Annotated in this window: 22 protein-coding genes; 1 reads left to right on the forward strand and 21 read right to left on the reverse strand. The window is 62.7% G+C overall.

Annotation, left to right across the window (positions count from 1 at the left end; genetic code table 11):
- Nucleotides 1–23: 23 nt before the first annotated feature.
- From PspR32_RS09795 to PspR32_RS09845, 11 genes are all read right to left on the reverse strand, one after another.
- A complete protein-coding gene (locus PspR32_RS09795) occupies nt 24–344 on the reverse strand; it encodes a hypothetical protein (RefSeq protein ID WP_036994627.1) in 321 nt (106 codons plus the stop codon).
- Between the two features lie 19 nt (nt 345–363).
- Entirely contained in the window at nt 364–1,203 is an 840-nt protein-coding gene (gene yghU, locus PspR32_RS09800) for a glutathione-dependent disulfide-bond oxidoreductase (protein WP_036994629.1), read from the reverse strand.
- Nucleotides 1,204–1,315: 112 nt separating this feature from the next.
- Nucleotides 1,316–2,101, reverse strand: a complete 786-nt coding sequence (locus tag PspR32_RS09805; protein WP_374045245.1) for a MipA/OmpV family protein — start codon at nt 2,099–2,101, stop codon at nt 1,316–1,318.
- Nucleotides 2,102–2,365: 264 nt separating this feature from the next.
- Entirely contained in the window at nt 2,366–2,773 is a 408-nt protein-coding gene (locus tag PspR32_RS09810) for a GNAT family N-acetyltransferase (protein ID WP_437127859.1), read from the reverse strand.
- A 10-nt stretch (nt 2,774–2,783) separates the two neighbouring features.
- Nucleotides 2,784–5,912 (reverse strand): efflux RND transporter permease subunit, encoded by a 3,129-nt coding sequence (locus PspR32_RS09815; RefSeq protein WP_159388382.1) that lies wholly within the window; start codon nt 5,910–5,912, stop codon nt 2,784–2,786.
- A complete protein-coding gene (locus PspR32_RS09820) occupies nt 5,909–7,057 on the reverse strand; it encodes an efflux RND transporter periplasmic adaptor subunit (protein ID WP_158491186.1) in 1,149 nt (382 codons plus the stop codon). Before PspR32_RS09820 ends, PspR32_RS09815 begins: the two co-directional genes overlap by 4 nt.
- 71 nt (nt 7,058–7,128) lie before the next feature.
- The gene (locus PspR32_RS09825; protein ID WP_100782300.1) at nt 7,129–7,737 is read right to left on the reverse strand and encodes a TetR/AcrR family transcriptional regulator; all 609 of its coding nucleotides are present in this window, start codon (nt 7,735–7,737) and stop codon (nt 7,129–7,131) included.
- 84 nt (nt 7,738–7,821) lie between these two features.
- A complete protein-coding gene (locus PspR32_RS09830; protein ID WP_159388383.1) occupies nt 7,822–8,937 on the reverse strand; it encodes an agmatine deiminase family protein in 1,116 nt (371 codons plus the stop codon).
- Between the two features lie 24 nt (nt 8,938–8,961).
- Nucleotides 8,962–10,053 carry an extracellular solute-binding protein gene (locus tag PspR32_RS09835; RefSeq protein ID WP_159388384.1) on the reverse strand — a complete coding sequence of 364 codons (1,092 nt, stop codon included), beginning with the start codon at nt 10,051–10,053 and terminating at the stop codon, nt 8,962–8,964.
- Nucleotides 10,050–10,955, reverse strand: coding sequence for an N-carbamoylputrescine amidase (aguB, locus tag PspR32_RS09840; protein WP_159388385.1), 906 nt, complete (start codon nt 10,953–10,955; stop codon nt 10,050–10,052). Before aguB ends, PspR32_RS09835 begins: the two co-directional genes overlap by 4 nt.
- Complete coding sequence (locus PspR32_RS09845) at nt 10,952–12,013, reverse strand: agmatine deiminase family protein (RefSeq protein WP_159388386.1); 1,062 nt, start codon at nt 12,011–12,013, stop codon at nt 10,952–10,954. The genes aguB and PspR32_RS09845 overlap by 4 nt, the downstream gene beginning before the upstream one ends.
- 125 nt (nt 12,014–12,138) lie before the next feature.
- Between PspR32_RS09845 and PspR32_RS09850 the strand changes: the two genes are divergently transcribed.
- Entirely contained in the window at nt 12,139–13,032 is an 894-nt protein-coding gene (locus PspR32_RS09850) for a LysR substrate-binding domain-containing protein (protein ID WP_036994644.1), read from the forward strand.
- Here PspR32_RS09850 and PspR32_RS09855 read toward each other — a convergent pair.
- From PspR32_RS09855 to PspR32_RS09900, 10 genes are all read right to left on the reverse strand, one after another.
- On the reverse strand, nt 13,004–13,678 hold the full coding sequence (locus tag PspR32_RS09855) for a polysaccharide lyase family 7 protein (RefSeq protein ID WP_010225436.1): 675 nt from the start codon (nt 13,676–13,678) through the stop codon (nt 13,004–13,006). The two genes, PspR32_RS09850 and PspR32_RS09855, sit on opposite strands and share 29 nt — an antisense overlap.
- A 247-nt stretch (nt 13,679–13,925) precedes the next feature.
- Nucleotides 13,926–15,278: a glutamine synthetase family protein gene (locus tag PspR32_RS09860; RefSeq protein WP_010225433.1), complete on the reverse strand. Its 1,353-nt coding sequence runs from the start codon at nt 15,276–15,278 to the stop codon at nt 13,926–13,928.
- A 23-nt stretch (nt 15,279–15,301) separates the two neighbouring features.
- The gene (locus PspR32_RS09865) at nt 15,302–15,859 is read right to left on the reverse strand and encodes a helix-turn-helix domain-containing protein (RefSeq protein WP_159388387.1); all 558 of its coding nucleotides are present in this window, start codon (nt 15,857–15,859) and stop codon (nt 15,302–15,304) included.
- Between the two features lie 11 nt (nt 15,860–15,870).
- The gene (locus PspR32_RS09870) at nt 15,871–17,160 is read right to left on the reverse strand and encodes an NAD(P)/FAD-dependent oxidoreductase (protein ID WP_159388388.1); all 1,290 of its coding nucleotides are present in this window, start codon (nt 17,158–17,160) and stop codon (nt 15,871–15,873) included.
- 99 nt (nt 17,161–17,259) lie between these two features.
- Nucleotides 17,260–17,553: a helix-turn-helix domain-containing protein gene (locus PspR32_RS09875; RefSeq protein WP_010225429.1), complete on the reverse strand. Its 294-nt coding sequence runs from the start codon at nt 17,551–17,553 to the stop codon at nt 17,260–17,262.
- 113 nt (nt 17,554–17,666) lie between these two features.
- On the reverse strand, nt 17,667–18,347 hold the full coding sequence (locus tag PspR32_RS09880; protein WP_159388389.1) for a S24 family peptidase: 681 nt from the start codon (nt 18,345–18,347) through the stop codon (nt 17,667–17,669).
- Between the two features lie 62 nt (nt 18,348–18,409).
- Nucleotides 18,410–18,865, reverse strand: coding sequence for a multidrug/biocide efflux PACE transporter (locus PspR32_RS09885; RefSeq protein ID WP_198421653.1), 456 nt, complete (start codon nt 18,863–18,865; stop codon nt 18,410–18,412).
- A 148-nt stretch (nt 18,866–19,013) separates the two neighbouring features.
- A complete protein-coding gene (locus PspR32_RS09890; RefSeq protein WP_159388390.1) occupies nt 19,014–19,952 on the reverse strand; it encodes a cyclase family protein in 939 nt (312 codons plus the stop codon).
- 167 nt (nt 19,953–20,119) lie between these two features.
- Nucleotides 20,120–20,605, reverse strand: a complete 486-nt coding sequence (locus tag PspR32_RS09895; RefSeq protein ID WP_010225424.1) for an adenosine-specific kinase — start codon at nt 20,603–20,605, stop codon at nt 20,120–20,122.
- 143 nt (nt 20,606–20,748) lie between these two features.
- The gene (locus tag PspR32_RS09900) at nt 20,749–21,621 is read right to left on the reverse strand and encodes a universal stress protein (protein WP_100782291.1); all 873 of its coding nucleotides are present in this window, start codon (nt 21,619–21,621) and stop codon (nt 20,749–20,751) included.
- Between the last annotated feature and the right edge of the window lie 11 nt (nt 21,622–21,632).

The following is a 21,632-nucleotide window of genomic DNA, read 5'->3' on the forward strand; positions in this document are numbered from 1 at the left end:
GGTCGAAGGTGGGATTGCTCAGCCTAGGCTAACGCCGCCAAAGCCCGCTCACGGCTGAGGGCTTGCATCACCCCGGGCGAGTCGCTGATGTGGACATACAGGTAGTGCTGGCCTTTGTCATCGCGCAGTATCCGATGCACCTGGATCGCCTCCGGGTGGTAGTGGTTGCGGGTACGGTCGCGCAGTACTTCGTAGCTGTCAATGTGGTGGCGGCGCAGCGCTGCCTGGAACTCGCGGTCGACGGCTTCCTGCAGCGTGCGCATGCGGCGAATCGAGAGATAGCCCAGGGCGAAGGTCAGCGCGAAGAAGAACAGCGCCTGCAGCAGTGATGTGTAGTGCTCCATCCTGGAACAGGGTCCTCGATCAGTCGAGATCTTGCGCCGCATGCCGCTCGGGCAGCTGGCTGCTTTCATCGCCCCAGGTGCGGTTGACCCGTAGGCCGCGGACCACCGCCGGGCGCTCGGCAATCGCCTGTGCCCAGCGTTGCACATGGGGGTAGTCCTGCACGCTGAGGAACTCGCCCGCCGAGTACAGCCTGCCCAGCGCCAGTTGGCCATACCAGGACCAAACTGCGATGTCAGCGATGCTGTAGCGATCGCCAGCCAGGTACGTGCTTTCAGCCAGGCGGCGGTCGAGCACATCCAGCTGGCGCTTGGTTTCCATGCTGAAGCGGTTGATCGGGTACTCGAGCTTTTCCGGCGCGTAGGCATAGAAGTGACCGAAACCGCCGCCCAGGTAGGGCGCTGCCCCTATCTGCCAGAACAGCCAGTTCAAGGTCTCGGTGCGACCGGCCGGGTCGCTGGGCAGAAACTCGGCAAATTTTTCCGCCAGGTAAAGCAGGATCGAACCCGACTCGAACACCCGGATCGGCGGCTGCACGCTACGGTCGAACAGGGCGGGGATCTTCGAGTTGGGGTTGACCTCGACGAAGCCGCTGGAGAACTGCTCGCCTTCGCTGATGCGAATCAGCCAGGCGTCGTACTCGGCACCGGCATGCCCGAGCGCCAGCAGCTCTTCGAGGAGAATGGTGACTTTCACGCCATTGGGCGTGGCCAGGGAGTAAAGCTGCAGCGGCTGCTTGCCCACGGGCAGGGCCTTGTCGTGTGTCGGGCCGGCGACTGGCCGGTTGATGTTGGCAAACTCGCCGCCAGACGGCGCGTCGTGCTGCCAGACCCGAGGCGGGACATAGGGTGCCTTGCTCATGCGATGAACCTCCTGGTGTGCGTGAGGGGCTCATGTTCCGGCCTGGCGCGCGCGGTTGTCAAACAGGGCTGCAGGCGCCTCCCGTGGAGCCTGCGGCACAAGGGTGGGCGTTCTAGAAGCTGTACTCGAGCACGCTGGCGATGGAGGTTTGCACCCGACGGTCGACGATCGGGCTGTCACTGACATGCCCGGAAAGGTTCTGTACATCCAGCAGGGTATGCAGGCGGGTATTTTCGCCCAGTGGCAGACTCCAGGTCAGGTTGACGCCCTGGCTGACCAGGCCGCCATGGGTCTTGTGCGCGGCAAAGCGGCTGTTGGCGGCTTGCTGCTCACTGACGCCGTACCAGGTGCGGACGTAGTCGGCGTCACCAAACAGCGCATTGACGTTGCCGGTCAGGCTACCGAAATCACCTTCGTACAGCGAGGTGCCGACACTCAACTCGAGGGTCTGGTAGGCGGAGCCGGTGTCTTTGTTGCTGTCTTTTTTCAGCGCATGTTCGAACGTGGCGCCGAAGGTGAGCGGCCCCCAGGTGTAGGACCCTTCCATGCCCACCAGGGCGCGGGATTTGATCGAGCCCATGCCGCGCAGACGGTCGGAGCCGCGATAGCCTTTCTTGCGGTCTTTGCGTTCGTCGCTGGTGCCGATGTAGGTGCTGAAACTGGCGTCGTCCCATTCCTGTTTCCAGCCCAGGCCTTTTTCCTTGAGGAAGAACCCGTAAGGGCTTTCGATCTCGAAGCCAAGCACCGGTGCCGTAGAGCGTTCACTGCTGCCGCTGTAACGCGGCGCATTGGCCGCGCCGCCTTGCAGGGTAAATTGCCAATCGTCGGCCAATAAGTGCGCTGAAGTGGTTATCAGACAGAAGCCGGTCAATGCAGTATAAATCCGTGTTGTCTTCATGGTGGTTTACGAGAGTTTCGTGAACTAAGGATCTTTTATGCTAGGGGGCTTCGTTGTTAGTATCCGTGTGCAGGATGTAAAACTTTGTTAGTTGTAAATCAGTCAATGGCTTTCAATAGTTTCGGGCACAGTAGTGCCGCGCCATACAGTAGGCGATGAATAATAGAAGGGCGGGCGATGTTGATAAGCAGGCAATACCGTTTGCCGCAGGGCAGGAATCTCCAGTTGTGTGCTGGACGTTCTTTCGGGCAGAGGTAATAACGTTTACATCTGCTGTTTGCGGGTACGCATGATGTACTCGGGGTGGCCGGTGTGTTGATCCACCGCTTCCGCGATGGGGGTAAAGCCCTGCGCCAGATAAAACTGGACACTGGCGTGATTTTCTTTATACACCGACAGGGTCAATTCTGTTCGTTGCTGCTTGGCGTGGGCAATTAGCGCTTTGCCAATACCTTGGCCTTGGCACGCTGGGCGGACAAAGATCGCCGCCAGGTTATTATCATGCAGTGCATAAAAGCCGGTCGTTTTACTGTCGTCTTCGGCGACATACACTTGCGAGGCGGGTAAATAGAGTGTGCGCATGTTGTCGACCTGAGCGCGCCAAACGGCTGGATCGACAAAGTCATGGGCCTGGATCGAGGCCGCCAACCAGATATCCAGAACCGCTTCCATGTCGTTTTCTTCAAATGGTCTGATCATTGTCTGCCACTGTTCGTTGTAGTTGCGCTGTCGCCCGGTCATGCGCGGTCACCGAGGTGAGTGTGGCCAGGCGCGGGGCCAGCCAATTGTTCAGGTCGTCCATGTAGCTGAAGACCACCGGCACGAAGACCAGGCTGAGCAAGGTTGAGGTCACCAGTCCGCCGATAACCGCAATCGCCATGGGCGCGCGAAAGCCGGCATCGGCGCCGCTGCTGAGGACCGCCGGAATCATGCCTGCCACCATGGCGATGGTGGTCATGACAATGGGTCTGGCACGTTCGGCGCCTGATTGCATCAGTGCCAGCTGCCGGGGCATGCCGGCGCGGCGTTTTTCGATGATGAATTCGACCATCAGAATCGAGTTTTTGGTAACGATGCCCATCAGCATCAGCAAGCCGATCACCACCGGCAGGTCGATGGCCGCGCCATACAACAGCAAGCCACCGATGGCACCGCCGACTGCCAGGGGCAGGGAAACGAGGATGGTCAGCGGCTGCAGGAAGTCGCGAAACAGCAGGACCAGCACGGCGAACACCATGAGGATGCCGAAGGTCATCGCCGTGGCGAATTTCTCGAACATTTCATTCATGTACTCGGCATCGCCATACTCCACCTCGCGCACGCCAAGGGGCAGGTGCTGCAAGGCAGGTGTGGCCTGGATCGCTTCCAGTGCCGAACCGAGGGTTATGCCGGCGAGGTCGGCGTCCACCGAGATTCGCCGCAGCCGGTCGAAGCGTTCGATCTTTGTCGGGCCACTGCCGTAGTCGATGTCGGCGACGCTGTGCAGGGCCAGGGTGCCGCCGTTGTCGCTGGCCACCCGCAGATTGCGCAGGGTGTCGAGGTCGCCTTGCTGCGCCTGGGCAAGTTGCACGCGAATCGGTACTTGCCGGTCGTGGAAGTTGAAGCGCGCTGAATTGGCATTGATATCGCCCAAGGTGGCAATCCGCGCCACGGTGCCAATGGCCTGGGCGCTGATGCCAGAGCGGGCGGCCTCATCCAGGCGCGGGCGGATCAACAGCTCCGGTCGCGGCAAGGGCTCATTGACCTGGACGTTGGCCAGCCCCTTGATCATGCGCATTTCGCCTTGCAGCGCGTAGGCGGCCTGGGACAGTTGCCGGGCGTCGGCACCGACGAGAATCACCGAGATGTCTCGCGCCGCACTGTCGCTGCGAAAGGCAAAGCGCACATCGGCGAACTCGCCGAGAAGCGGTCGCACCGAGTGTTCGAACGCCTTCTGGCTCCGATCGCGCTGCTCGGGTGGCACCAGGCGCACGAGTAATTGGCCACTGGCGACATCGGTGGTGCCGGAGGCATCTTCGCCGCCGGCGGTGCTGAAGACAAACAGCACCTGCGGCTGCTCGCGCAGTTTTGCCGCCATCTGTTGCAGGGTCCGGTCGGTCTGCGCCAGTGGCGTGCCGGGCGGCAGGGACACATCGATGCGGCTCAGGCTGGTATCGCTGACCGGCATGAAACCTGAAGGCAGCAGCGGTACCAGGGCAAAGGAGGCCAGCAGGAAAGCCGCCGCGATCACCAGGCTCTTGCGCCGATGCGCCAGTGCCCACTCAAGCAGGCGCAGGTAGCGACCGAGCAAGCCGGCGGGTGCCTGCGTAGCATGCTGCTGATGCTCAATCGATTTGGGCTTGAGCAGGTAGGCAGCCATGAGTGGCGTCAGCAGCCGTGCCACCAGCAGCGAGGTCAACACCGCCGCCGACACGGTGATGCCGAAGGGGGTGAAGTACTGGCCGACAAAGCCACCGATAAAACTCACCGGCAGGAACACCGCAACGATGGTCGCAGTAATCGCCACCACGGCAAAGCCGATGGCGTCCGAGGCATCAATGGCGGCCTGGTAGGGGCGCTTGCCCTGATCCAGGTGACGCTCGATGTTCTCGATTTCGACAATCGCATCGTCGACCAGGATGCCGATTACCAGGGTCAGGGCCAGCAAGGTGATGCTGTTGAGGCTATAGCCGAACCAGGCCATGGCGGCAAAGGTCGGCAGGATCGACAAGGGCAGGGCGATGGCCGCCACCAGGGTCGCGCGCCAGTTGCGCAGGAACAGGAACACCACCAGCACGGTGAGTAGTGCGCCTTCGATCAGGGTCATGATCGCGGCGTTGTAGCTGGCCAGCGTGTAGTCGACCATCGAGGCGACCTGCTGGACCTCGATATCCGGGTGATGTTGCTGCAGGCGCTGTAGTGCAGCCTCTACTCCTGCAGCCACTCGGGTATCGCTGGAACCCTTGGCGCGAAATACGGCAAAGCCGACCACCTGCTCACCGTTCAGGCGCGCCAGGACGCGCATTTCGCCGGCGCCATCGACCACGCTTGCCAGCTCGTTCAAGCGTGCCCAACGTCCGTCTGGCAGGGCGATTGGCGTTTCACTCAAGGCTTGCACGGTCAGGGCGCTGCCCAGGGTGCGTATGGATTGCTCGCTGTCGGCGAGAATCGCCCGCCCGCCGGGCACGTTGCTGTTGCTGTGCAGCAACTGGGTGTTGACCTGGTCGGCCGAGATGCCCAGTGCCTCAAGTCGCTCGGGCTTGAGTTCGACCTTGACCTCACGCTCCAGACCGCCCAGACGCTGTACTTTTTGTACCCCGGGTACGCCAAGCAGTTCCCGGCCGAGTACGTCATCGACAAACCAGCTCAGGTCCACGGCATTGCGGGCGCTGGATTTGACTGCGTAGTTGAGGATTGCCCCGCCCTCGACATCAATGCGGGTGACCAGCGGCTCTTCAATGGTTTGCGGCAAGTCCGCGCGAATTTGCCCGATAGCGTCGCGGATATCGTTGGCGGCGCGGTCGGGGTCGATACCGAGCTGGAACTCCACGGTGGTTACCGAAATGGCATCGGCAATCGTCGAGGTGATGTGGCGGATGCCTGCCAGGCCGGACACCGCACGCTCGACCCGTTGAGTGACGGCATGCTCGAGTTCGCTCGGCGCGGCACCGACCTGGACAACGGCGACGGTAATCACCGGAAAGTCGACCCGCGGGTTGGCGTTGATCGGCAGGTCGATAAAGGAAACCCAGCCGGCCACGGCCAGTACCAGGAACAATACCAGGGTAGGGATGGGCCGCCGAATGGCCCAGGACGACACCGCCAGGCTCATTGTCCTGGCTCCTGCGCCAGGCTGACCACGTCACCGTCGCGCACGAATGCCGAGGCGCTTGCCACCACTCGCTCACCGCCGGCAAGGCCGCTGCTGACCTGCACCCGCAGGCTGTTGCGCTGGCCGAGGGTCACGCTGCGCACGCTCGCCTGGCCATTGTCATCGAGCACCATGACGGTGGCGCCGCCGTCATCGGTAAAGGTCACCGCCCGTAACGGAATGACCACCGCAGCGGTGCTGGTGCCGGTTTCGATCCTGCTGCTGGCAAAACTGCCCGCGCGCACCCCGGGCGTTGCCGCGAGGCTGATGCGCACACGCCCGAGCCGGCTGCCAGCATCCACCTTGGGGGCCAGCAAGCGCACCGTGCCGGCGACGCTGTCGGGCATTCCTGCGACGTGCACCTGAACCGCGGTACCGACCCGAATCGTCTGCAGGGCACTTTGCGCCAGCTCGCCATCAAGCTCGAGTTGCCCGTCACGTATCAGCTTGAACAGCGGCTCACTACCGGCCATGGCACCCAAGCGGGCGTGACGTTCGGAGATGATGCCGTTGACCGGGGCAAGGATGTCGGCCTTGTCGCGGCGAGTGCGGGCGTCACTCAGTTGTGCGACGGCCTGTTGATGCTCGGCCCGGGCGGCGGCCAACGCGGCGGCGCTGGCATGGGCCTGGGCGCGCTGCTGGTCGAGTTGCTGGGCGCTGACCGCGCCGATGCTGCCCAGCTCATTGATCCGCGCCAGGCTGGCCTGTGCCTCGATATCCAGCGCTTGCTGTTGCTTGATCAGGGCAGCATTACGACTGAGGGTTGCCTCGGCCTGGCGCACCTGGGCGTCGAGGGTATCGGTTTCCAGTTGCGCCAGCAGTTGCCCGGTCACCACCGTGTCGCCTTCCTCGACCCATACCCTGGCAATGCGTGTGTCTTGCAGTGCGGTACCGATCGACACCTCGTCGCGGGCTACCAGGCTGCCGGTCACCTGGAGGGTCTGGCTCACGGTGCCGGGTTCGGCCAGCACGCTGCTGACCTTGAGCAGGGGCACTTGCGCAGGGGCACTGACCGGTTGTTCGCTGGCAGGCATCACCAGCACCCAGCCAGTCACGAGCAGTAACAACAGGCCGGGGATCACCAGGCGGGGTTTGTCTCGCAGCACAGATACCATCGCGATCAATCTCGAGTGGGCACATCAACAAGGGAGGCAACAGCGAGTACGACAGGCCGATGTCAGGAGGCTGATGGCTGAATCTGCAGGAACCTGCGGATGATCGTACGCAGCGTCGGTCCATGGGCTTTGGCCTTGAAGCCTGGCTCGAGCACGACGCGGCCGATGCCGCCTTCGGTCAGGGCGATCAACCAGGTCGCGGCCATCGATGTATCGAGCGTCGGGTCGATCTGCCCGGCTTTGATACCACGCTTGAGCAAGGCCTGCAGATCGGCCTTGACCTGGGTGTCATTGGCGGCAAGCAGGGCTCCGACCTCGGGGTTGCGCAAGGCTTCAGCGGCGACTTCGAGGCTGATTCGGGCGTAGGTGGGGTCGCTGCACAACTCCATCATGGCGATGGCGATGTTCTCGATGGCAGTGAGGCTGTCCTTGGTCTTGGCGTGGTGGGCGATCAACTCGGCCATGCCATGCTGGTCGTCCTGGGCAATGGCCTCGATGATCGCGTTCTTGCTGGGAAAGTAGTGGAACAGGTTGCCCGGGCTCATGCCCGCAGCGGCGCAGATTTGCGCCGTCGAGGTGGAGTGAAAGCCACTGCGCGCGAAGCACTCGATGGCCGCGTCGAGGATCTGCTTACGTTTGGCGGCGACTTTCTCCGGGTCTACGGTTCTCATGGCGGGCTCATTAATAGACTGACTGATCGATCTATTATTGGCCTGCTGCTGCACGCCGTCAAGCTAGCAAAGTGGCTGACTGGATTACTGCCGGGTATCGGGCATGTTCTTGCTGATGCAATGAATCCCGCCGCCACCCGCGGCAATCGGATCGATATTGACCTGCTCGATGATCCGCCCCGGGTACAGCTCGCCGAGCAATTGCTTGCAGTGCTGATCGGCCTGCGGGTCGCCAAACTGTGGCGCGATCACCGCGCCATTGATCGGCAGGTAGTTGATGTAGCCGGCGGCAAACTCCGGGTTGTCGCGGGTGAAGCGGTTGCTGCGCAGTTTGCTTGGCGGTGGCAGCAGGTGCACGGTCAAGCGGCGGCCGTCGGCGTCGGTGGCCTGTTTGAGGATTTCCAGGTGCTTGCGGGTGACCCGGTAATCGTAGGTGTCCGGGTCGTTGTCGAGGTTGGCGATCACCACCCCTGGCTCGACGAAGCGCGCGTAGAAGTCGACGTGGGCATCGGTGATGTCCTGGCCCTTGATGCCCGGCAGCCAGATGATCTTGCGCAGGCCGAGGTTGGCCTTGAGCTCGGCCTCGATGTCGCTACGGCTCCAGTCGGGGTTGCGGTTGGCGTTGATCCAGCAGCTTTCGGTGATGATCGCCGTGCCGTGGCCATCCACTTCGATGCCGCCGCCTTCGCCGGTCAGCTCGCTTTGCAGGTAGGGCAGGCCCAGGGTTTCGCTGAGCGTTGCCGCCACGCGGCTGTCGTTGCGGTGGCGTTGCTTGTTGCCCCAGCCGTTGAAGTTGAAGTCCATCAGCGCGCTGTTGCCGTCGTCGTCGATGACAAAGCAGCCGCCGTAGTCGCGGATCCAGATGTCGTCCAGCGCCATCGGCAGGAACTCGATGTTGTCGCTGCCGCATTGCTGGCGCGCCTCAGCCAGGTCTTCGGGGCGGCAGAGTACGCTGACTGGCTGGTAGCGGGCGATGGTTCGGGTCAGTTGCGCGATGCAGCTGTTGACCGCGTCCGCCTGGTCTTCCCAGACATTTTCGGCGGCGGCGAAGGCCAGGAAGAACCGCCGCTGGGCCTGGTCTTCTTCGGGCATGAACCAGCGCGCGTCAGCGGCCATGGCCAGGCGCAACGGGCCCAGGCCCAGGCCGGCGATGCCGGCGGCGACTGACAGATGCTTGAGAAAGGTACGACGGGGTGTCATCGGTGTGGCTCTCGTAGTAACGGCTCAATGGGCCGAGGAGGTCTTGAGGGTGGTCCAGGTGCGCATGCGCGCGCGCATGTCTTTCTGGGAAATGTCCTTGCCCGGGATCAGCCGCGCGTAGGTCGCATCGCTGACGTAGATGTCCGGGTTGTCGCGCATCTGCGGCTCGACCAGTGGCCGCGCCTTGGCGCTGGAGGTGGGGTAGCCGGTGAAGGAACTGATGGCGGCCATCTGCTGCGGCTGCATGACGAAGTTGATAAAAGCGTAGGCGTATTCCGGGTGGGCGGCGTCGGCGGGGATGGCCATGCTGTCCATCCAGATGGTCGTGCCTTCCACCGGGATGTGATAGCGGAATTCGACCTTTTTACCGGCGGCATCGGCGGTGCGCTGGGCCTGGATCATGTCGCCGCTGTAACCGAGCGAAATGCAGGTATCGCCATTGACCAGTTGGGTCACCGGCTGCGACTGGAACTTGCGGATGTACGGCTTGATCGCCCCCAGCATCTGGCGGGCGGCGAGCAAGTCGTCGGCGTTGCCGCTGCGCGGGTCCTTGCCCAGGTAGTGCAGCACCACCGCCAGCACCTCGTCGGGCGAATCGATCATCGAGATGCCGCAGTCGGCCAGCAGCGCGGCGTTCTCTGGTTTGAACAACAGGTCGAGGCTGTTGACCGGGGCATTGGCGATGCGCTGCTCGATGGCCGCGCGGTTGTAGGTCAGGCCAATGCTGCCCCAGGTGTAGGGCACGGTGCTCTCGCGCGAGTTGGGGTAGCGCTGGTGCAGGCGCTGCAGGCCGGGCTCGATGTCTGCCAGGTGCTCGAGCTTGCCCGGGTCGAGTTTTTGCAGGGCGCCGGCGCGGGCCAGGCGCTCGGCCACGGTGTCACCGGGGAAGATCAGGTCGTAGCCGCTGTGGCCCGACAGCAGCTTGGCCTCCAGGGTTTCGCTGCTGTCCATGACGTCGTAGATGACCTTGATGCCGGTCTGGGCGGTGAAGTCCTTGAGGGTGTCTTCGGCAAAGTAATCCGCCCAGTTGTACAGGCGCAGTACTTTATCTTCGGCACTGGCCAGGCCGCAGCTCAGGGCCAGGGAGAGGGCGAGCAGGGTTTTCAGGCTGTTCATGCGCCTTGCCTCCAGGTGGTGTGCGGGTGACGGCCATCCAGGCTCAACAATGCGCCGTACATTTCCGGGCGGCGGTCGCGGTAGATGCCCCAGGTCAGGCGCTCCTCGCGCATGTGTGCCAGGTCCAGCTCGGCCAGCAGCACGCAGGTGTTGTCGCGATCCGCTTCGGCCAGCAGGCGGCCCTTGTGGTCGGTGATGAACGAGGAGCCGTAGAAGCGCATGTGCAGCTCGGCATCGCTGCGCGCCACTTCAACGCCGGTGCGGTTGGCGGTGATCACCGGGAGGATGTTGGCGGCGGCGTGGCCGCGCTGGGTCAGCTGCCAATGGTCGCGTGAGTCCAGCGCCGCGGCGCCGGGTTCGGAGCCAATGGCGGTAGGGAACAGCAGAATCTCTGCGCCCTGCAAGGCCAGGCAGCGAGCGGTCTCGGGGAACCACTGGTCCCAGCAGATGCCCACGCCGAGGCGCCCGACGGCGGTGTCCCAGACTTTGAACCCGGTATCGCCGGGGCTGAAGTATTCCTTCTCCTGGTAGCCGATGGCGTTGGGGATGTGGGTCTTGCGATAGACGCCGAGCAAGCGCCCGTCGGCATCGGCCACGGTCAGCGAATTGAAGTAGGCGTTGCCGGCCTGTTCGAACCAGCTCAGCGGCAGCACCACACCCAGTTCTGCCGCCAGGGCGGCAAAACGCTGCAACAGCGGGCTGTGGTCATAAGGCTCGGCCAGCGCCAGATGCGTGTGGCATTGCTCGATGCAGAAGTACGGCGTGGCGAACAGCTCGGGCAAGAGGATCAGCTTGGCACCGGCTACCGCGGCCTCGCGCACCAACTGCTCGGCGCGGTCGAGGTTGTCGGCCAGGTTCCAGTTGCAGGCCAGTTGCAGGCTGGCGACGGTCAGGGCGCTCATGCGTTGTTCCCCGCCAGTGGCCAGGCCGGTTGCTGCTGGGTGATGCAATGCACGCCGCCACCGCCGTGGGCCAGTTGGTTGATCTGTACCGGCACCACCGTGCGGTCGGGGAAGGCTTGCTGCAGGGTGGCGGCGGCCTGCTGGTCGGCGTCGATGCCGTAGGCCGGCATGATCACGGCACCGTTGCACAGGTAGAAGTTGGTGTAGGAGGCGCAGAACACTTCGGCGTCGGTATCGACGGCCGCCGAGGCTTCGTACAGGTCGATCAGCTCGAAGTGTCGGCCACGGGCGTCGGTCGCCCGTTCAAGGGCGCGGCGGTTCTCTTTGGCCACCTGGGCGTAGGTAGAGGTTTGGTCGTGGGTCGCATCGACCAGCAATACGCCCGGTCGGGCGAATGCACAGACGCCGTCGACGTGACCATCGGTCATGTCGCCGGTGACGTAATCCGGGTCGCCCGGCAGCCAGATGACCTTGTTCACCCCCAGCAGGCGGATGAAGATTTCCTCGATGTCGTTTTTGCTCAGGCCCGGGTTGCGGTTGGGGTTGAGCAGTACCGATTCGGTGGTGATCAGCGTGCCGTCGCCATCGACATGAATGGCGCCGCCTTCGTTGGCCAGGAAACTGCCGAAGCACGGCAGGCCCAGGCCATTGAGTACTCGCCGGGCCAGGCCCTCATCGAGGTCATGGGCCGACTTGGCGCCCCAGGCATTGAAGCGCCAGCTGACCCCGGCCAGGCCCTGCTGCGGGTGGCAGATGAAACTTGGGCCGGAGTCGCGGCACCAGCTGTCGTTGACGGCGATTTCGATCAGCTCGATGTTGGCCGCGCACAGCGACCGGGCCTGGGCGGCCGCACTGGGGTCGACCACCAGCTTTACCGGCTCGAAGCGGGCGATGGCGTTGGCGACCCGGGCAAAATCGGCCTGCACATTCGCCAGGGTCACGCCCCAGGTCGACTCCCACAGGGCCTGGTTGTGCGGCCAGACCATCCAGGTGGCGGCGTGCCTTGCCCATTCGGCGGGCATGAACCAGCCGTTGTTGTTGGCGCTGTCGTTGTGCATTGCAATAGCCTTCAGTTAAGTAATTGTTTTCAGCAGGATTGCCTGGGTGTCCATGCTATAACTGGGCTTTGCCCCTGAACAAACGATGGATTTTGCCGATATATGATTAGCTGGGCTTATCAATCATGCTGAAACACTGGCCACCCCTCAACACCTTGCGCGGCTTTGAAGCGGCGGCGCGCCTGGGCAGTTTTCACAAGGCCGCCGAAGAGCTGCACCTGACCCAGTCGGCGATCAGCCAGCAGATCCGCAGCCTGGAAAGTTACCTGGAGCAACCGCTGTTCTTTCGCGAAGGGCGCAGCGTATCGCTCACCGATGCCGGCCACGACCTGCTCAGCACCACCCAGGTGATGCTGCAGCAACTGACCGTTGGCATCCGCCGCCTGGAGCAGTACCGCAAGCCCAACCAACTGGTGGTCAACACCACGCCGGCATTTGCCCGGCACTGGCTGGTGCCGCACCTGGGCGACTTTCACCGGCTGTATCCGGACGTGGACCTGTGGCTGTTCACCAGCGATGAAATCCCTGACATGACCACTCAAACCATCGACGTTGCAGTGCGTGACGACATCAGCGCCCAGGCTGATTGTGGCTTTCGTGTGTTGTTGCAGGATCGCTTGTATCCGGCCTGTCACCCGCGCTTGCTGGCGCAAGAGGTGCAGCAGCGGACCACTCTGCATGGCGAGCGGGAAATGGACTGGAGCTACTGGCACACCCAGGGTGGCGAGGGCGTAGGGCAGAAGCTGCAGGGCCTGAATTTTTCCGACCCCGGGCAGTTGCTGGACGCTGCCAGCCAGGGCTTGGGCATTGCCCTGGTGAGTGCCTTGCTGGCCGAACAGGCGCGCGTGCAAGGCAGCCTGGTGGCCCTGACCGAGCAGACCGTGCGCGGCCCCAAGTGGGCATGGCTGGTACACCGCAACAGTGAAGGGGAGGCCTTGACTGTGAGCTTCTGCCAATGGCTGGAGCAGCGCCTGGCGGGCAGCTCAGGGCTTAATGGTGACCCAGCGCCAGCGCGCTGATGATGCAGATCGAACCGTCAGTGCTGAGTGTGCTGTCGTTGTAGTCGACCTGGTTGTAAACCCCGCCGTGGAAGTTGAAAGTGCGGCTGTTCCAGCTGGAGTCCATCTGCAGCGGGCCGCTGCTGGCGGTGCTGCCATTGCAGGTGGCGAAGAGGGTGACCACGCCTTGGGCAGTGACATCGAGGATGATCTCGAACGCGGCGCCCAGTGGCACATTGGCCAACAGGGTGACGCTGGCCGGGGCGGTTTGGTTGTAGCTCTGGCGAAAGCCGTAGGTGAGTTTGCCCTTGTTCCAGAACACCTTGACCGTCGGGCTGTCGTCGTCTTTGACGTGCAACTGGGAGATCACCACCTTCTGCGCCGAGTTGACCTTGGTCAGGGTCATGGTCTGGTGGTTGTGGTGTTTGACTGCGCTGTTGAGTGACCAGTAGCTGGGCTCTTTCCATTCGCAGCGGGTGCGGTGGGTGCTTTTGCTGGAGGCGCCCTTGGTCGGGGCAGTGAAGCGGACCGAACCGTCGCTCAAGGTAGCGATGACCTCGGGCAGTTGCTCCAGGGCCTGGGCGCCGGTCAGTTCCAAGGCGGTGGGGTCGGTGCTGGACTTGGCCACCGGAGTGGTGATAGTGAGGCGGTCGATGTTGACGCTCATGGGTTTCTCCTTCCGTTTTGGATGTAGGCCCTCTCTGAATTGAATGTGGGCTTGAGCTAATATTTAGCTTCAAGCTAAAGTTTCGTCAATGGCTAAATAAGTGCGGGCTGCAATTTCTCTGGGAGCTAGCCAGCACATCACGTGGCAAGTCCGGCTCCCACAATGGATCTGTATACACCCCACCCTGTGGGAGCTGGCTTGCCAGCGATGAGGCCGGTGTAGCCAGCAAGGGTTTTGCCTTCAGTCGTTAAAGAAACCAGCGATACTCCCGCGCACTCACCTCATGCATGAACGCCAGGTGGTCCTGGCGCTTGTTCTCGCAGTAGACCATGACGAACTCGCTGCCCAGTTGCTCATTGACCACCGGGTGATGACGCATGGCCGCCACCGCCGCGAGCATGTCCTTGGGAAAGTCGATGCCGCTGCTGCGGTCGTCGTTGAGCGGTGCAATCGGCTCCTTGCCAGCATCCAGGCCATGCTCCAGACCACTGAGGATCGCCGCCAGCACCAGGTACGGGTTGGCGTCGGCGCCGGGCAGACGGTGCTCGATACGCAGGTTGCGCGCATCCGATTCGGGGATGCGGATGCACGCGTCGCGGTCTTCAAAACCCCAGCTGGCGCGGCTGGCGGCATTCACCATAGCGCCGTAGCGACGCATGGCGTTGTGGTTGGCGGCAAAGATCGGCATGCAGTGCGGCAGCAGCTCCAGGCAACCGGCCACGGCATGGCGCAGCGGGCGCTGGTCATCGGCCGCCAGCAGGTTGTTGCCCTGCGGGTCGTAGAGGCTGACATGCACGTGCATGCCGCTGCCCGGGGCATCCAGGTAGGGCTTGCTCATGAAGCTGGCGCGCATGCCGTGCTTGAGCGCCACGCCTCGGGTGCTGCGACAGAACAGTGCGGCCCAGTCGGCGGCGCGCAGGCCATCGTCGCAGTGGCCGAAGTTGATCTCGAACTGGCCCGGGCCCAGTTCTGCCGTAATCACGTTGGCGTCCACGCCTTGTTCGTTGGCGGCTTCGACCATTTCCCGCAGCACATCGGAATAGCGCGACAGGCGCTCGATGTGCATGTTCGGCTGGTCATCCGGATCACCACTGAACGGGTCGTGGGGGAACTGCGGCAGGCCGTCCTTGAGCGTGCGGTCGAACAGGTAGAACTCCAGCTCGAAGGCCACCACCGGGCGGATGCCGCGCCGCCGCAGGCGCTGCAAGACTCGCGCAAGCACTTCGCGCGGCTCGAATTCGATCGGTGCGTCGGTGCCGTCGGAGCTGATCAGCATCTGCCCCAGTGGCTGGTTCTCCCAGCGTACCGGCTTGAGAGTGCCAGGGATCAAACGCCGTGGCGCATCCGGGTCGCCGTCGTTGAAGCAATAATCACCAATCGGGTGCAGGCCGCCCTGAACACCGAGCAGCACGCAGTTCTGCGGCAATTTCAGGGCGCTGCCGGCGGCGACCTTTTCGAGCATGTCGATGGGGTAACGCTTGCCGTAAAAGTGCCCGGGGATGTCCAGGCTGATCAGGTCTACATAACGCACCTGAGGATGCTCGGCGCGAAACGCGCGTACTTCGTTCAGCAGTTCAGGGCAGTCTTTGATTGTTGTCATTACGTGCGATCCTGCGCTTGGTTTCAACGGAATACCCAGAGCACCCGGGTAGTGTGGTCGGTCAGATTGGCGTAGCGGAACTGGCTGTGCGGCGGCAGCTGGAAGCTGTCGTTGGCGTGCAGGGTGACCGGTACGTGTGCGTCATCGAGCCAGATGCTCAGCTCGCCTTCGAGCACAAAGCCGCCTTGCTCGGAGCTGTCGTCCAGGTGCCCGTCACCGCTGCTGGCGCCCGGTGCCAGGTGGCTTTCGAGCATGGAAAAACCACCGTTGAGCTTGGGCGAGACCAGCACATCGGTGACCCCGGCGGCGTAGTACAGGGTGCGCCGTTCGCCGGGGCGGGTGACCCAGTCCACTTGCCGTGGCTTGCTCAGGTTGTAGAAGTAGGTGGTGGGCACGCACAGGGTTTCGCTGATGGCGGTCAGGTCGGCCACGGTCGGCCGTGACAGGCCGCGCTCGACCTGGGAGAGAAAACCCACCGAACGGTCGATGCGGTCGGCCAGCTCGCCGAGAGTCAGGTTGCGGTGCTTGCGCAGGTCGCGGATGAGGATCGCCAGGCTTTCGATTTCTTCCTGCATGTCCATGGATGGTCCTCTCAGATAGTGTCACACAGGCGGTACCAGGCCTTGGCGGCAGCTTCCAGCGGCGCGGCGAGCAGGTCGCCGCCGGGGAAGCGGCCGTTGTCGATGGCCTGGTACAGCGCCAGCACATCAGGGTTGCCAAGGATCGCATCGCTGACCGCCCGGGCGCCGGCCAGGGTTGGCAGCACGCCATGGCCAGAAAACCCCTGTAGCCAGTAGCGCTGGCCCTGGCGGCCGATGTCCGGGGTGCGACGCAGGCTGCAATCGATATGGCCGCCCCATGCGTAGTCGATCGGCACGCCCTGCAGCTGCGGGAAGGCCCGTTCCATCACCGGACGGGTGGCGGCGGCAACGTCCTTGGGGATGCCGCCCAGGTAGGTGCAACCGCCGCCGAACAGCAGGCGATGGTCCGGGGTCAGGCGGAAGTAGTCGGGGACGAACTGATTGTCGATCACGCAGCTGTTGTGCGGCAGCAGCGAATGGGCCAGGGCCGGGTCCAGGGGCGCGGTGGCCACCTGATAGGAGCCCACCGGCAGCAGGCGCTGTGACAATGGGCGGTCGAGCTGGTCGATATAAGCGTTGCAGGCCAGGACCAGCACATCGCTGCGGATCTCGCCCTGGTCGGTGCGGGCGACAAAGCCTGCCGGGGTGTCGCGGTAGCTGAGCACCCGGCTCTGCTCGAAGATCCGTCCGCCGCCCGCCTCGATGGCGCTGGCCAGGCCCTGGGCCAGTTTCAGCGGGTTGAGGTGGGCGCCTTCGGCGTCATACAGCGCGGCCTGGTAGCGCGGGCTGCCAATCCATTCGGGCAATTCGTCACGCTCGATCACCCGCAACTGGTCATAGCCCCATTTAGCTTCGGCCTCACGCAGGGCCGCGTGGAGCATGGCCACGCGCCGGGGCAGCACCGCCGCCCACAGGCTGCCGCGCCGGTAGTCGACGGCAAAGCCGTGGCGTTCGGGCAACTCGCGCATCTCGCTGGCGGCCCAGCGCATGCTGTCCCACAGGCGCCGTGCGCGCTCCTGGCCAAGGGCTTTTTCCAGGGGGGCCATGTCGCACGACCAGCCCAGCAACGCCTGCCCGCCATTGCGCCCGGACGCCGCCCAGGCCACCCGGCTGGCTTCCACCAGGGTCACCCGCTTGCCGGCCTCGGTCAGGCGCAAGGCGGTGTGCAGGCCGCTGAAACCGGCGCCGATGATCAACACCTCGGTATCGAGACGTTCCTGCAGGGTAGGGCGCAGAGGGATAGGGGCGGGGTAGGTCTGGGCGTAATAGCTGGCGACATGCTGGGCGGATTGCTTGAACATGGCGGACCTCATGAATTTTTATTGGTATTTTTTCATGAAAAACTACCAGATAAATTTCACGAGGCCAAGCAATGCCCAGGCGCAATTGCCGGGCTGGCTCTAGACCGCAGGTTTGCGCTGATGCTTGCTGGTTTCGATCTCGTCAGCCAGGCGCGGGCTGTAGCTGCGCGTGGGGATGCCGGTGAGGCGTTCGAACATCAATGCGAACTTCATGTCCAGCGCGCGCTTGCCGGTCATATAGGCATTGAGGGTGGTCACGCTGACGCCCAGCTCGGCGGCCATGCGCCGCTGGGACACCCGCTCTGCCTGGCGCTGCCTGGCCTTGAGCGCGGCAAATGCCTTGCGCAGTGCCAGCAGCTCTTCTTCTTCCCACACCCACAGATTGCCGCTCATGATTCGATCTCAGTCACACGGATTCGGTCGAGCAATCCGTTGCTGGAATCGCTACATCCTGCTGCTGCCATTTAGTGGTGATTAACCGACCGGGGCGGTCGGTTGTTTTCTCATCATACTCTTCGTGCGTTCCAAACCAGTAGCACACGGCCATGAATCTGCAGCATTTCCAGTGCCGCACCCTCGATCAGCACCGGCGGGTACAGCGGGTTGTCGGAGATCATTCGCAAGGCGCCATCGGTCAGGCGCTGCAGGCGTTTGACGAACAGGTCGCCGTCGAGGCTGAAGACATAGATGGCATCGCTGCGCACCTCGTTGACGCCACGGTCGACCAGCAACGCGTCACCGTCGTTGAAGGTGCCGGCCATGCTGTCACCGTCGCCGCTGATGATCGCCAGGTTATGCGCGCCGGAATAGCTGATGCCCTGGCCGCGCAGCCAGTCCAGGTGCACGGTCAGGTCACGGATCACCTCGACATGGGCTGGCGGCGTGTTGCCGTTGCCCATGGAACCGCGGATGTCGAAGTGGGCGATGCTGACGAACGCGCTGCTCAGCGCCTTGCTGCTGGCAGGCACGCCAGCGTCGCTTTGCAATACATCCATCCAGCCTGCCGGCAGGTGTTCGGCCTGTTCAATACGGCGGGCGACTTCATCACCGAGGTTTTTTTCCGTGCGCATCGACAGAATCTGGCTCAGGTGCGCAGGGCTCATGCCCCAGCGCTCGGCACAGCTGGCCTTGCGCTGGGTGCCGAGCAACTGCACCAGGTTGTGCTTGCGAATCGCGTAGATATCCATGGGGTGCAGAATGCCACTATTTAGCTCGATGCTAAAGAGGCCCACGCGCTTTACTCGTACCGTTACCGGGCCCGGGCCACACTGACTGGCGCCCTCAGCAGGCGCTGACGCAGCAGGTCATAGACCCAGTTGTAGGCCATGGTGTAGGGCAGCATGAAGGCGAAGAAACCGATCTCCAGCAAAAACGCCTGCACCATTGAGACATCGAGCATCAACGCGGCAATCGGCACGCCGATCAGCACAAAGCCGGTTTCAAAGCCGCCCGCGTGCAGGGCGCGGACCTTGACCGTACGCGCTACCCGGCTCACGGGCCAGAAGCGGTCGAACGCCGCGTTGTAGAGCATGTTCCAGATCATCGCCACGGTCGACAGCATCACCGCCAGCGCGCCCATCTCCAGCATCGAACGGTCGAGCAGCCAGGCGCCGATCGGCGCGCAGATCAGCACGGCGATGACTTCAAAGCCGACGGCATGGACGATGCGTTCAGCGAAGGATTTGTGGGTGGCTTGCAGTTTCATGACGTCACCTTGAGGTGTGTTTCGATGGCGTCATTGTCATCGCTTTTTTGCCTATGTTAAAAATAGGTTCCATCGTAAAAAGCGATATGTTGGTTGCCTGCGAAGACACCGGATGTGAAGCGACGCATCGACTAACGCCAGAGCGCTATCAGTGAATGGCCACAGGGTTGATGTTGACCTGGGTCGAGCCCTTGTACAGCGGCTGGCCGAGCACGAACAGGAACTCGAAGGCCTTGTCGCGCACCAATGCACGGCTGTCGATCAGTTCCAGGTTGTAGATGCCGCGCTTGGCCAGCATGTACTGGTTGACCGGGAACTCGTCCTTGCCATGCGGGTTCGGACAAACCTCGCTGGCCCAGGTGTCGCCGCCGAAGGCGACGATGCCCTGGTCGGCCAGCCACTGCGCCGCTTCCATGCCGATACCGGGTTCCACTTCCAGGAACTGCTTGTTGTCCTTGCCGATCAATTCCAGCCAGCCGGTGTTGAACAGCACCACATCGCCCTTGCGCAGGGTCAGGCCTTGCTGCTTCAACACCGCCTGGATGTCGGCCACGCTGAACTCCGTGCCACCGGGCACGATGGCCTTGCCGTAGTAGGCCGTCATGTCCAGCACCACGCCACGGGTCACGATCGGCGGCACTTTCTCTACACCGAGCTTGGTGACGCCATCGACCGTCACGAAGTCGGCCGCCTTGTTGCCGTTGTAGTACACGTTGTCGATGCCGATATGGCCGATCCCGTTGAGTTGGGTGCCAACGCCGGTCCAGGCGTTCACCAGTTCATCGTTGAAGGTGAACTGGTTCGGTCCCAGCGACTTGCCGGCTTGCTGCCCGACCTGCACGTTGTACAGGCGAAAGCTGCGATGGCGGAAAGCCGGAAGGTTCTTGTCCACGGGGACGGCCAACGGGTATGTCTTGCCCGTCTTGACCAGGCCGACCGCCTGCTTGACCACGTCGGCGGTGAGCAGGTTGGCGGCGCCGATTTCGTCGTGCTGGCCGTAGGGCGAGTGTTGCCAGTCGGCGGCCAGGGAGGCCTGGGCGGCGTTGGCCAGGGCGGTGGCGAGCAGCAGGGGCTTGAAGACATTCATACGGGTTCTCCTGAACGGGACGTCAAATCAGGAGTGGATTCTGGGTGCAGGCGCGGGGCGGAAAAAGCAGCCTGGGGGACAATGACTTTTGCCTTCAGGTCAAAGGCAAGTGTTTCACGGTGCCGTGATGTTCTGGCCGATGCTGGCCATCCATGACCAGCAGCAGTTCACTGCTTGTAGCCAATCTGGCGCAACAGGTTCTTGCGCCACAGGATGTCTGCGTCGCCCTCAATACCCGTGGCGCAGAAGCCATCCACTACGCCCAGGATTGCTCGGCCTTGTTCGGTCTCAGCGAGAATCACCTCGGTTGGATTGGCGGTTGCACAGAAAATACGGCAGACCTCTGGAACCATTTTCAGGGTGTTCAACACGTTCAGCGGATAGAAACCGTCGCCCAGGAAAATGATGAAGCTATGGCCGGCGGCGATGGCTTGCGCATTTTTCTGTGCAAGCTCGATCATGGCGGTATCGGTGCCGGACCATCGCACCAGGCAGTTGCCAGAGGCTTCACAAAAGGCCACGCCAAACTGGATACCGGGCACGGCGTTTACCAGCGCTTCGTGGATGTCCTCGACGGACTTGATGAAGTGCGTCTGGCCCAAAATGAAGTTTGTCACCTGCGGCTTATCGATGTTCAACGTGATCAGTTGCATTTCGAACACCTCCTTTCACGGTGTCGCTACCAGTGCCTGGCAACAGATCAAGCATAGCTACTGATGGGGTAAACCTGCCTGCCGGCAGTTTGAAATGTCGTGTTGTCGAGGACGCTGATTCAGCGTCCTCGACACTACTCAGCCTACAAAGACACCAGCACATCACACTGAGAATCGTTGAGGACATGCTTGGTGACGCTGCCGATCAGCAGTTCTTCCAGAGCGCTTTCCCCCTGCTTGCCGATCACGATCAGATCGCAGTCCAACTCCTGCTCCTGCTCAAGGATCCGCCAGGAGGGGTCACCGTGCACCACGATTTGCCGGGCATTGGCCAGCCCAGCGGCCTCGCTCAATGCCGCGAGTTGGTCCACGGCATCTTTCCTGATGACGTTGCGGTAGTGAGTGAGGGTGTCCTGGTCGATGTGGGCGAAGCGCATGCTCCCCTCGAAGGGGGCCTCGAACACATGCAGGAGTATGATCTCGGCCTGCGGGGCAACAGCTTTTGCCTGTTCGATGGTGCGCAGCGATGAAGGCGAAAAATCAACGGCAACCAGCAAGGTACGGTAAGCGTCGCGGGGTGCCTGCTTGACCACCAGCAACGGGCAGAGCATACGGCTCAGCATTCTTTGCACGGTAGAACCCAGCAGGCGACGAGCCAGGCTCTGCCCCTTCGCCCCACACACCAACAGATTGCTGCGTTTGTCCTGCACCACGCGGGTGATTTCGCTGACAACCGCGCCGGGTGCGACCTGTACGCCAGCGTCGATGTCATAGCGCTGAAAGAGCATTGCTGCCAGTTCGTGAATTTTTTCTCCGGCCGTCTCCAGTACGCGTTTCAACAAGTGCTCATCAGGTACCACTACCTGCTTGAGACGCTCGAACGGGGCGGGGTTGGCAACGTAGAGCAGATCCAGTGCTGCATGCTGCGCCTTGCTCAACAGTGCAGCCCGCTCTGCCGCGTTGCGGGCAGAGGTGGACAAGTCGGTGGCAACCAGTACGTGGTTCAACGAGGTCATATGAGGCTCCT

Source organism: Pseudomonas sp. R32, assembly GCF_009866705.1.
In the GTDB taxonomy this organism is placed as follows: Bacteria; Pseudomonadota; Gammaproteobacteria; order Pseudomonadales; family Pseudomonadaceae; genus Aquipseudomonas; species Aquipseudomonas donghuensis.

Bases quoted from the DNA above. Each gene is read 5' to 3' on its own strand.
- PspR32_RS09795 (WP_036994627.1), bottom strand. From the start codon at position 344: ATGGAGCACTACACATCACTGCTGCAGGCGCTGTTCTTCTTCGCGCTG.
- yghU (WP_036994629.1), bottom strand. From the start codon at position 1,203: ATGAGCAAGGCACCCTATGTCCCGCCTCGGGTCTGGCAGCACGACGCG.
- PspR32_RS09805 (WP_374045245.1), bottom strand. From the start codon at position 2,101: ATGAAGACAACACGGATTTATACTGCATTGACCGGCTTCTGTCTGATA.
- PspR32_RS09810 (WP_437127859.1), bottom strand. From the start codon at position 2,773: ATGGAAGCGGTTCTGGATATCTGGTTGGCGGCCTCGATCCAGGCCCAT.
- PspR32_RS09815 (WP_159388382.1), bottom strand. From the start codon at position 5,912: ATGAGCCTGGCGGTGTCGTCCTGGGCCATTCGGCGGCCCATCCCTACC.
- PspR32_RS09825 (WP_100782300.1), bottom strand. From the start codon at position 7,737: ATGAGAACCGTAGACCCGGAGAAAGTCGCCGCCAAACGTAAGCAGATC.
- PspR32_RS09830 (WP_159388383.1), bottom strand. From the start codon at position 8,937: ATGACACCCCGTCGTACCTTTCTCAAGCATCTGTCAGTCGCCGCCGGC.
- PspR32_RS09835 (WP_159388384.1), bottom strand. From the start codon at position 10,053: ATGAACAGCCTGAAAACCCTGCTCGCCCTCTCCCTGGCCCTGAGCTGC.
- aguB (WP_159388385.1), bottom strand. From the start codon at position 10,955: ATGAGCGCCCTGACCGTCGCCAGCCTGCAACTGGCCTGCAACTGGAAC.
- PspR32_RS09845 (WP_159388386.1), bottom strand. From the start codon at position 12,013: ATGCACAACGACAGCGCCAACAACAACGGCTGGTTCATGCCCGCCGAA.
- PspR32_RS09850 (WP_036994644.1), top strand. From the start codon at position 12,139: ATGCTGAAACACTGGCCACCCCTCAACACCTTGCGCGGCTTTGAAGCG.
- PspR32_RS09855 (WP_010225436.1), bottom strand. From the start codon at position 13,678: ATGAGCGTCAACATCGACCGCCTCACTATCACCACTCCGGTGGCCAAG.
- PspR32_RS09860 (WP_010225433.1), bottom strand. From the start codon at position 15,278: ATGACAACAATCAAAGACTGCCCTGAACTGCTGAACGAAGTACGCGCG.
- PspR32_RS09865 (WP_159388387.1), bottom strand. From the start codon at position 15,859: ATGGACATGCAGGAAGAAATCGAAAGCCTGGCGATCCTCATCCGCGAC.
- PspR32_RS09870 (WP_159388388.1), bottom strand. From the start codon at position 17,160: ATGTTCAAGCAATCCGCCCAGCATGTCGCCAGCTATTACGCCCAGACC.
- PspR32_RS09875 (WP_010225429.1), bottom strand. From the start codon at position 17,553: ATGAGCGGCAATCTGTGGGTGTGGGAAGAAGAAGAGCTGCTGGCACTG.
- PspR32_RS09880 (WP_159388389.1), bottom strand. From the start codon at position 18,347: ATGGATATCTACGCGATTCGCAAGCACAACCTGGTGCAGTTGCTCGGC.
- PspR32_RS09885 (WP_198421653.1), bottom strand. From the start codon at position 18,865: ATGAAACTGCAAGCCACCCACAAATCCTTCGCTGAACGCATCGTCCAT.
- PspR32_RS09890 (WP_159388390.1), bottom strand. From the start codon at position 19,952: ATGAATGTCTTCAAGCCCCTGCTGCTCGCCACCGCCCTGGCCAACGCC.
- PspR32_RS09895 (WP_010225424.1), bottom strand. From the start codon at position 20,605: ATGCAACTGATCACGTTGAACATCGATAAGCCGCAGGTGACAAACTTC.
- PspR32_RS09900 (WP_100782291.1), bottom strand. From the start codon at position 21,621: ATGACCTCGTTGAACCACGTACTGGTTGCCACCGACTTGTCCACCTCT.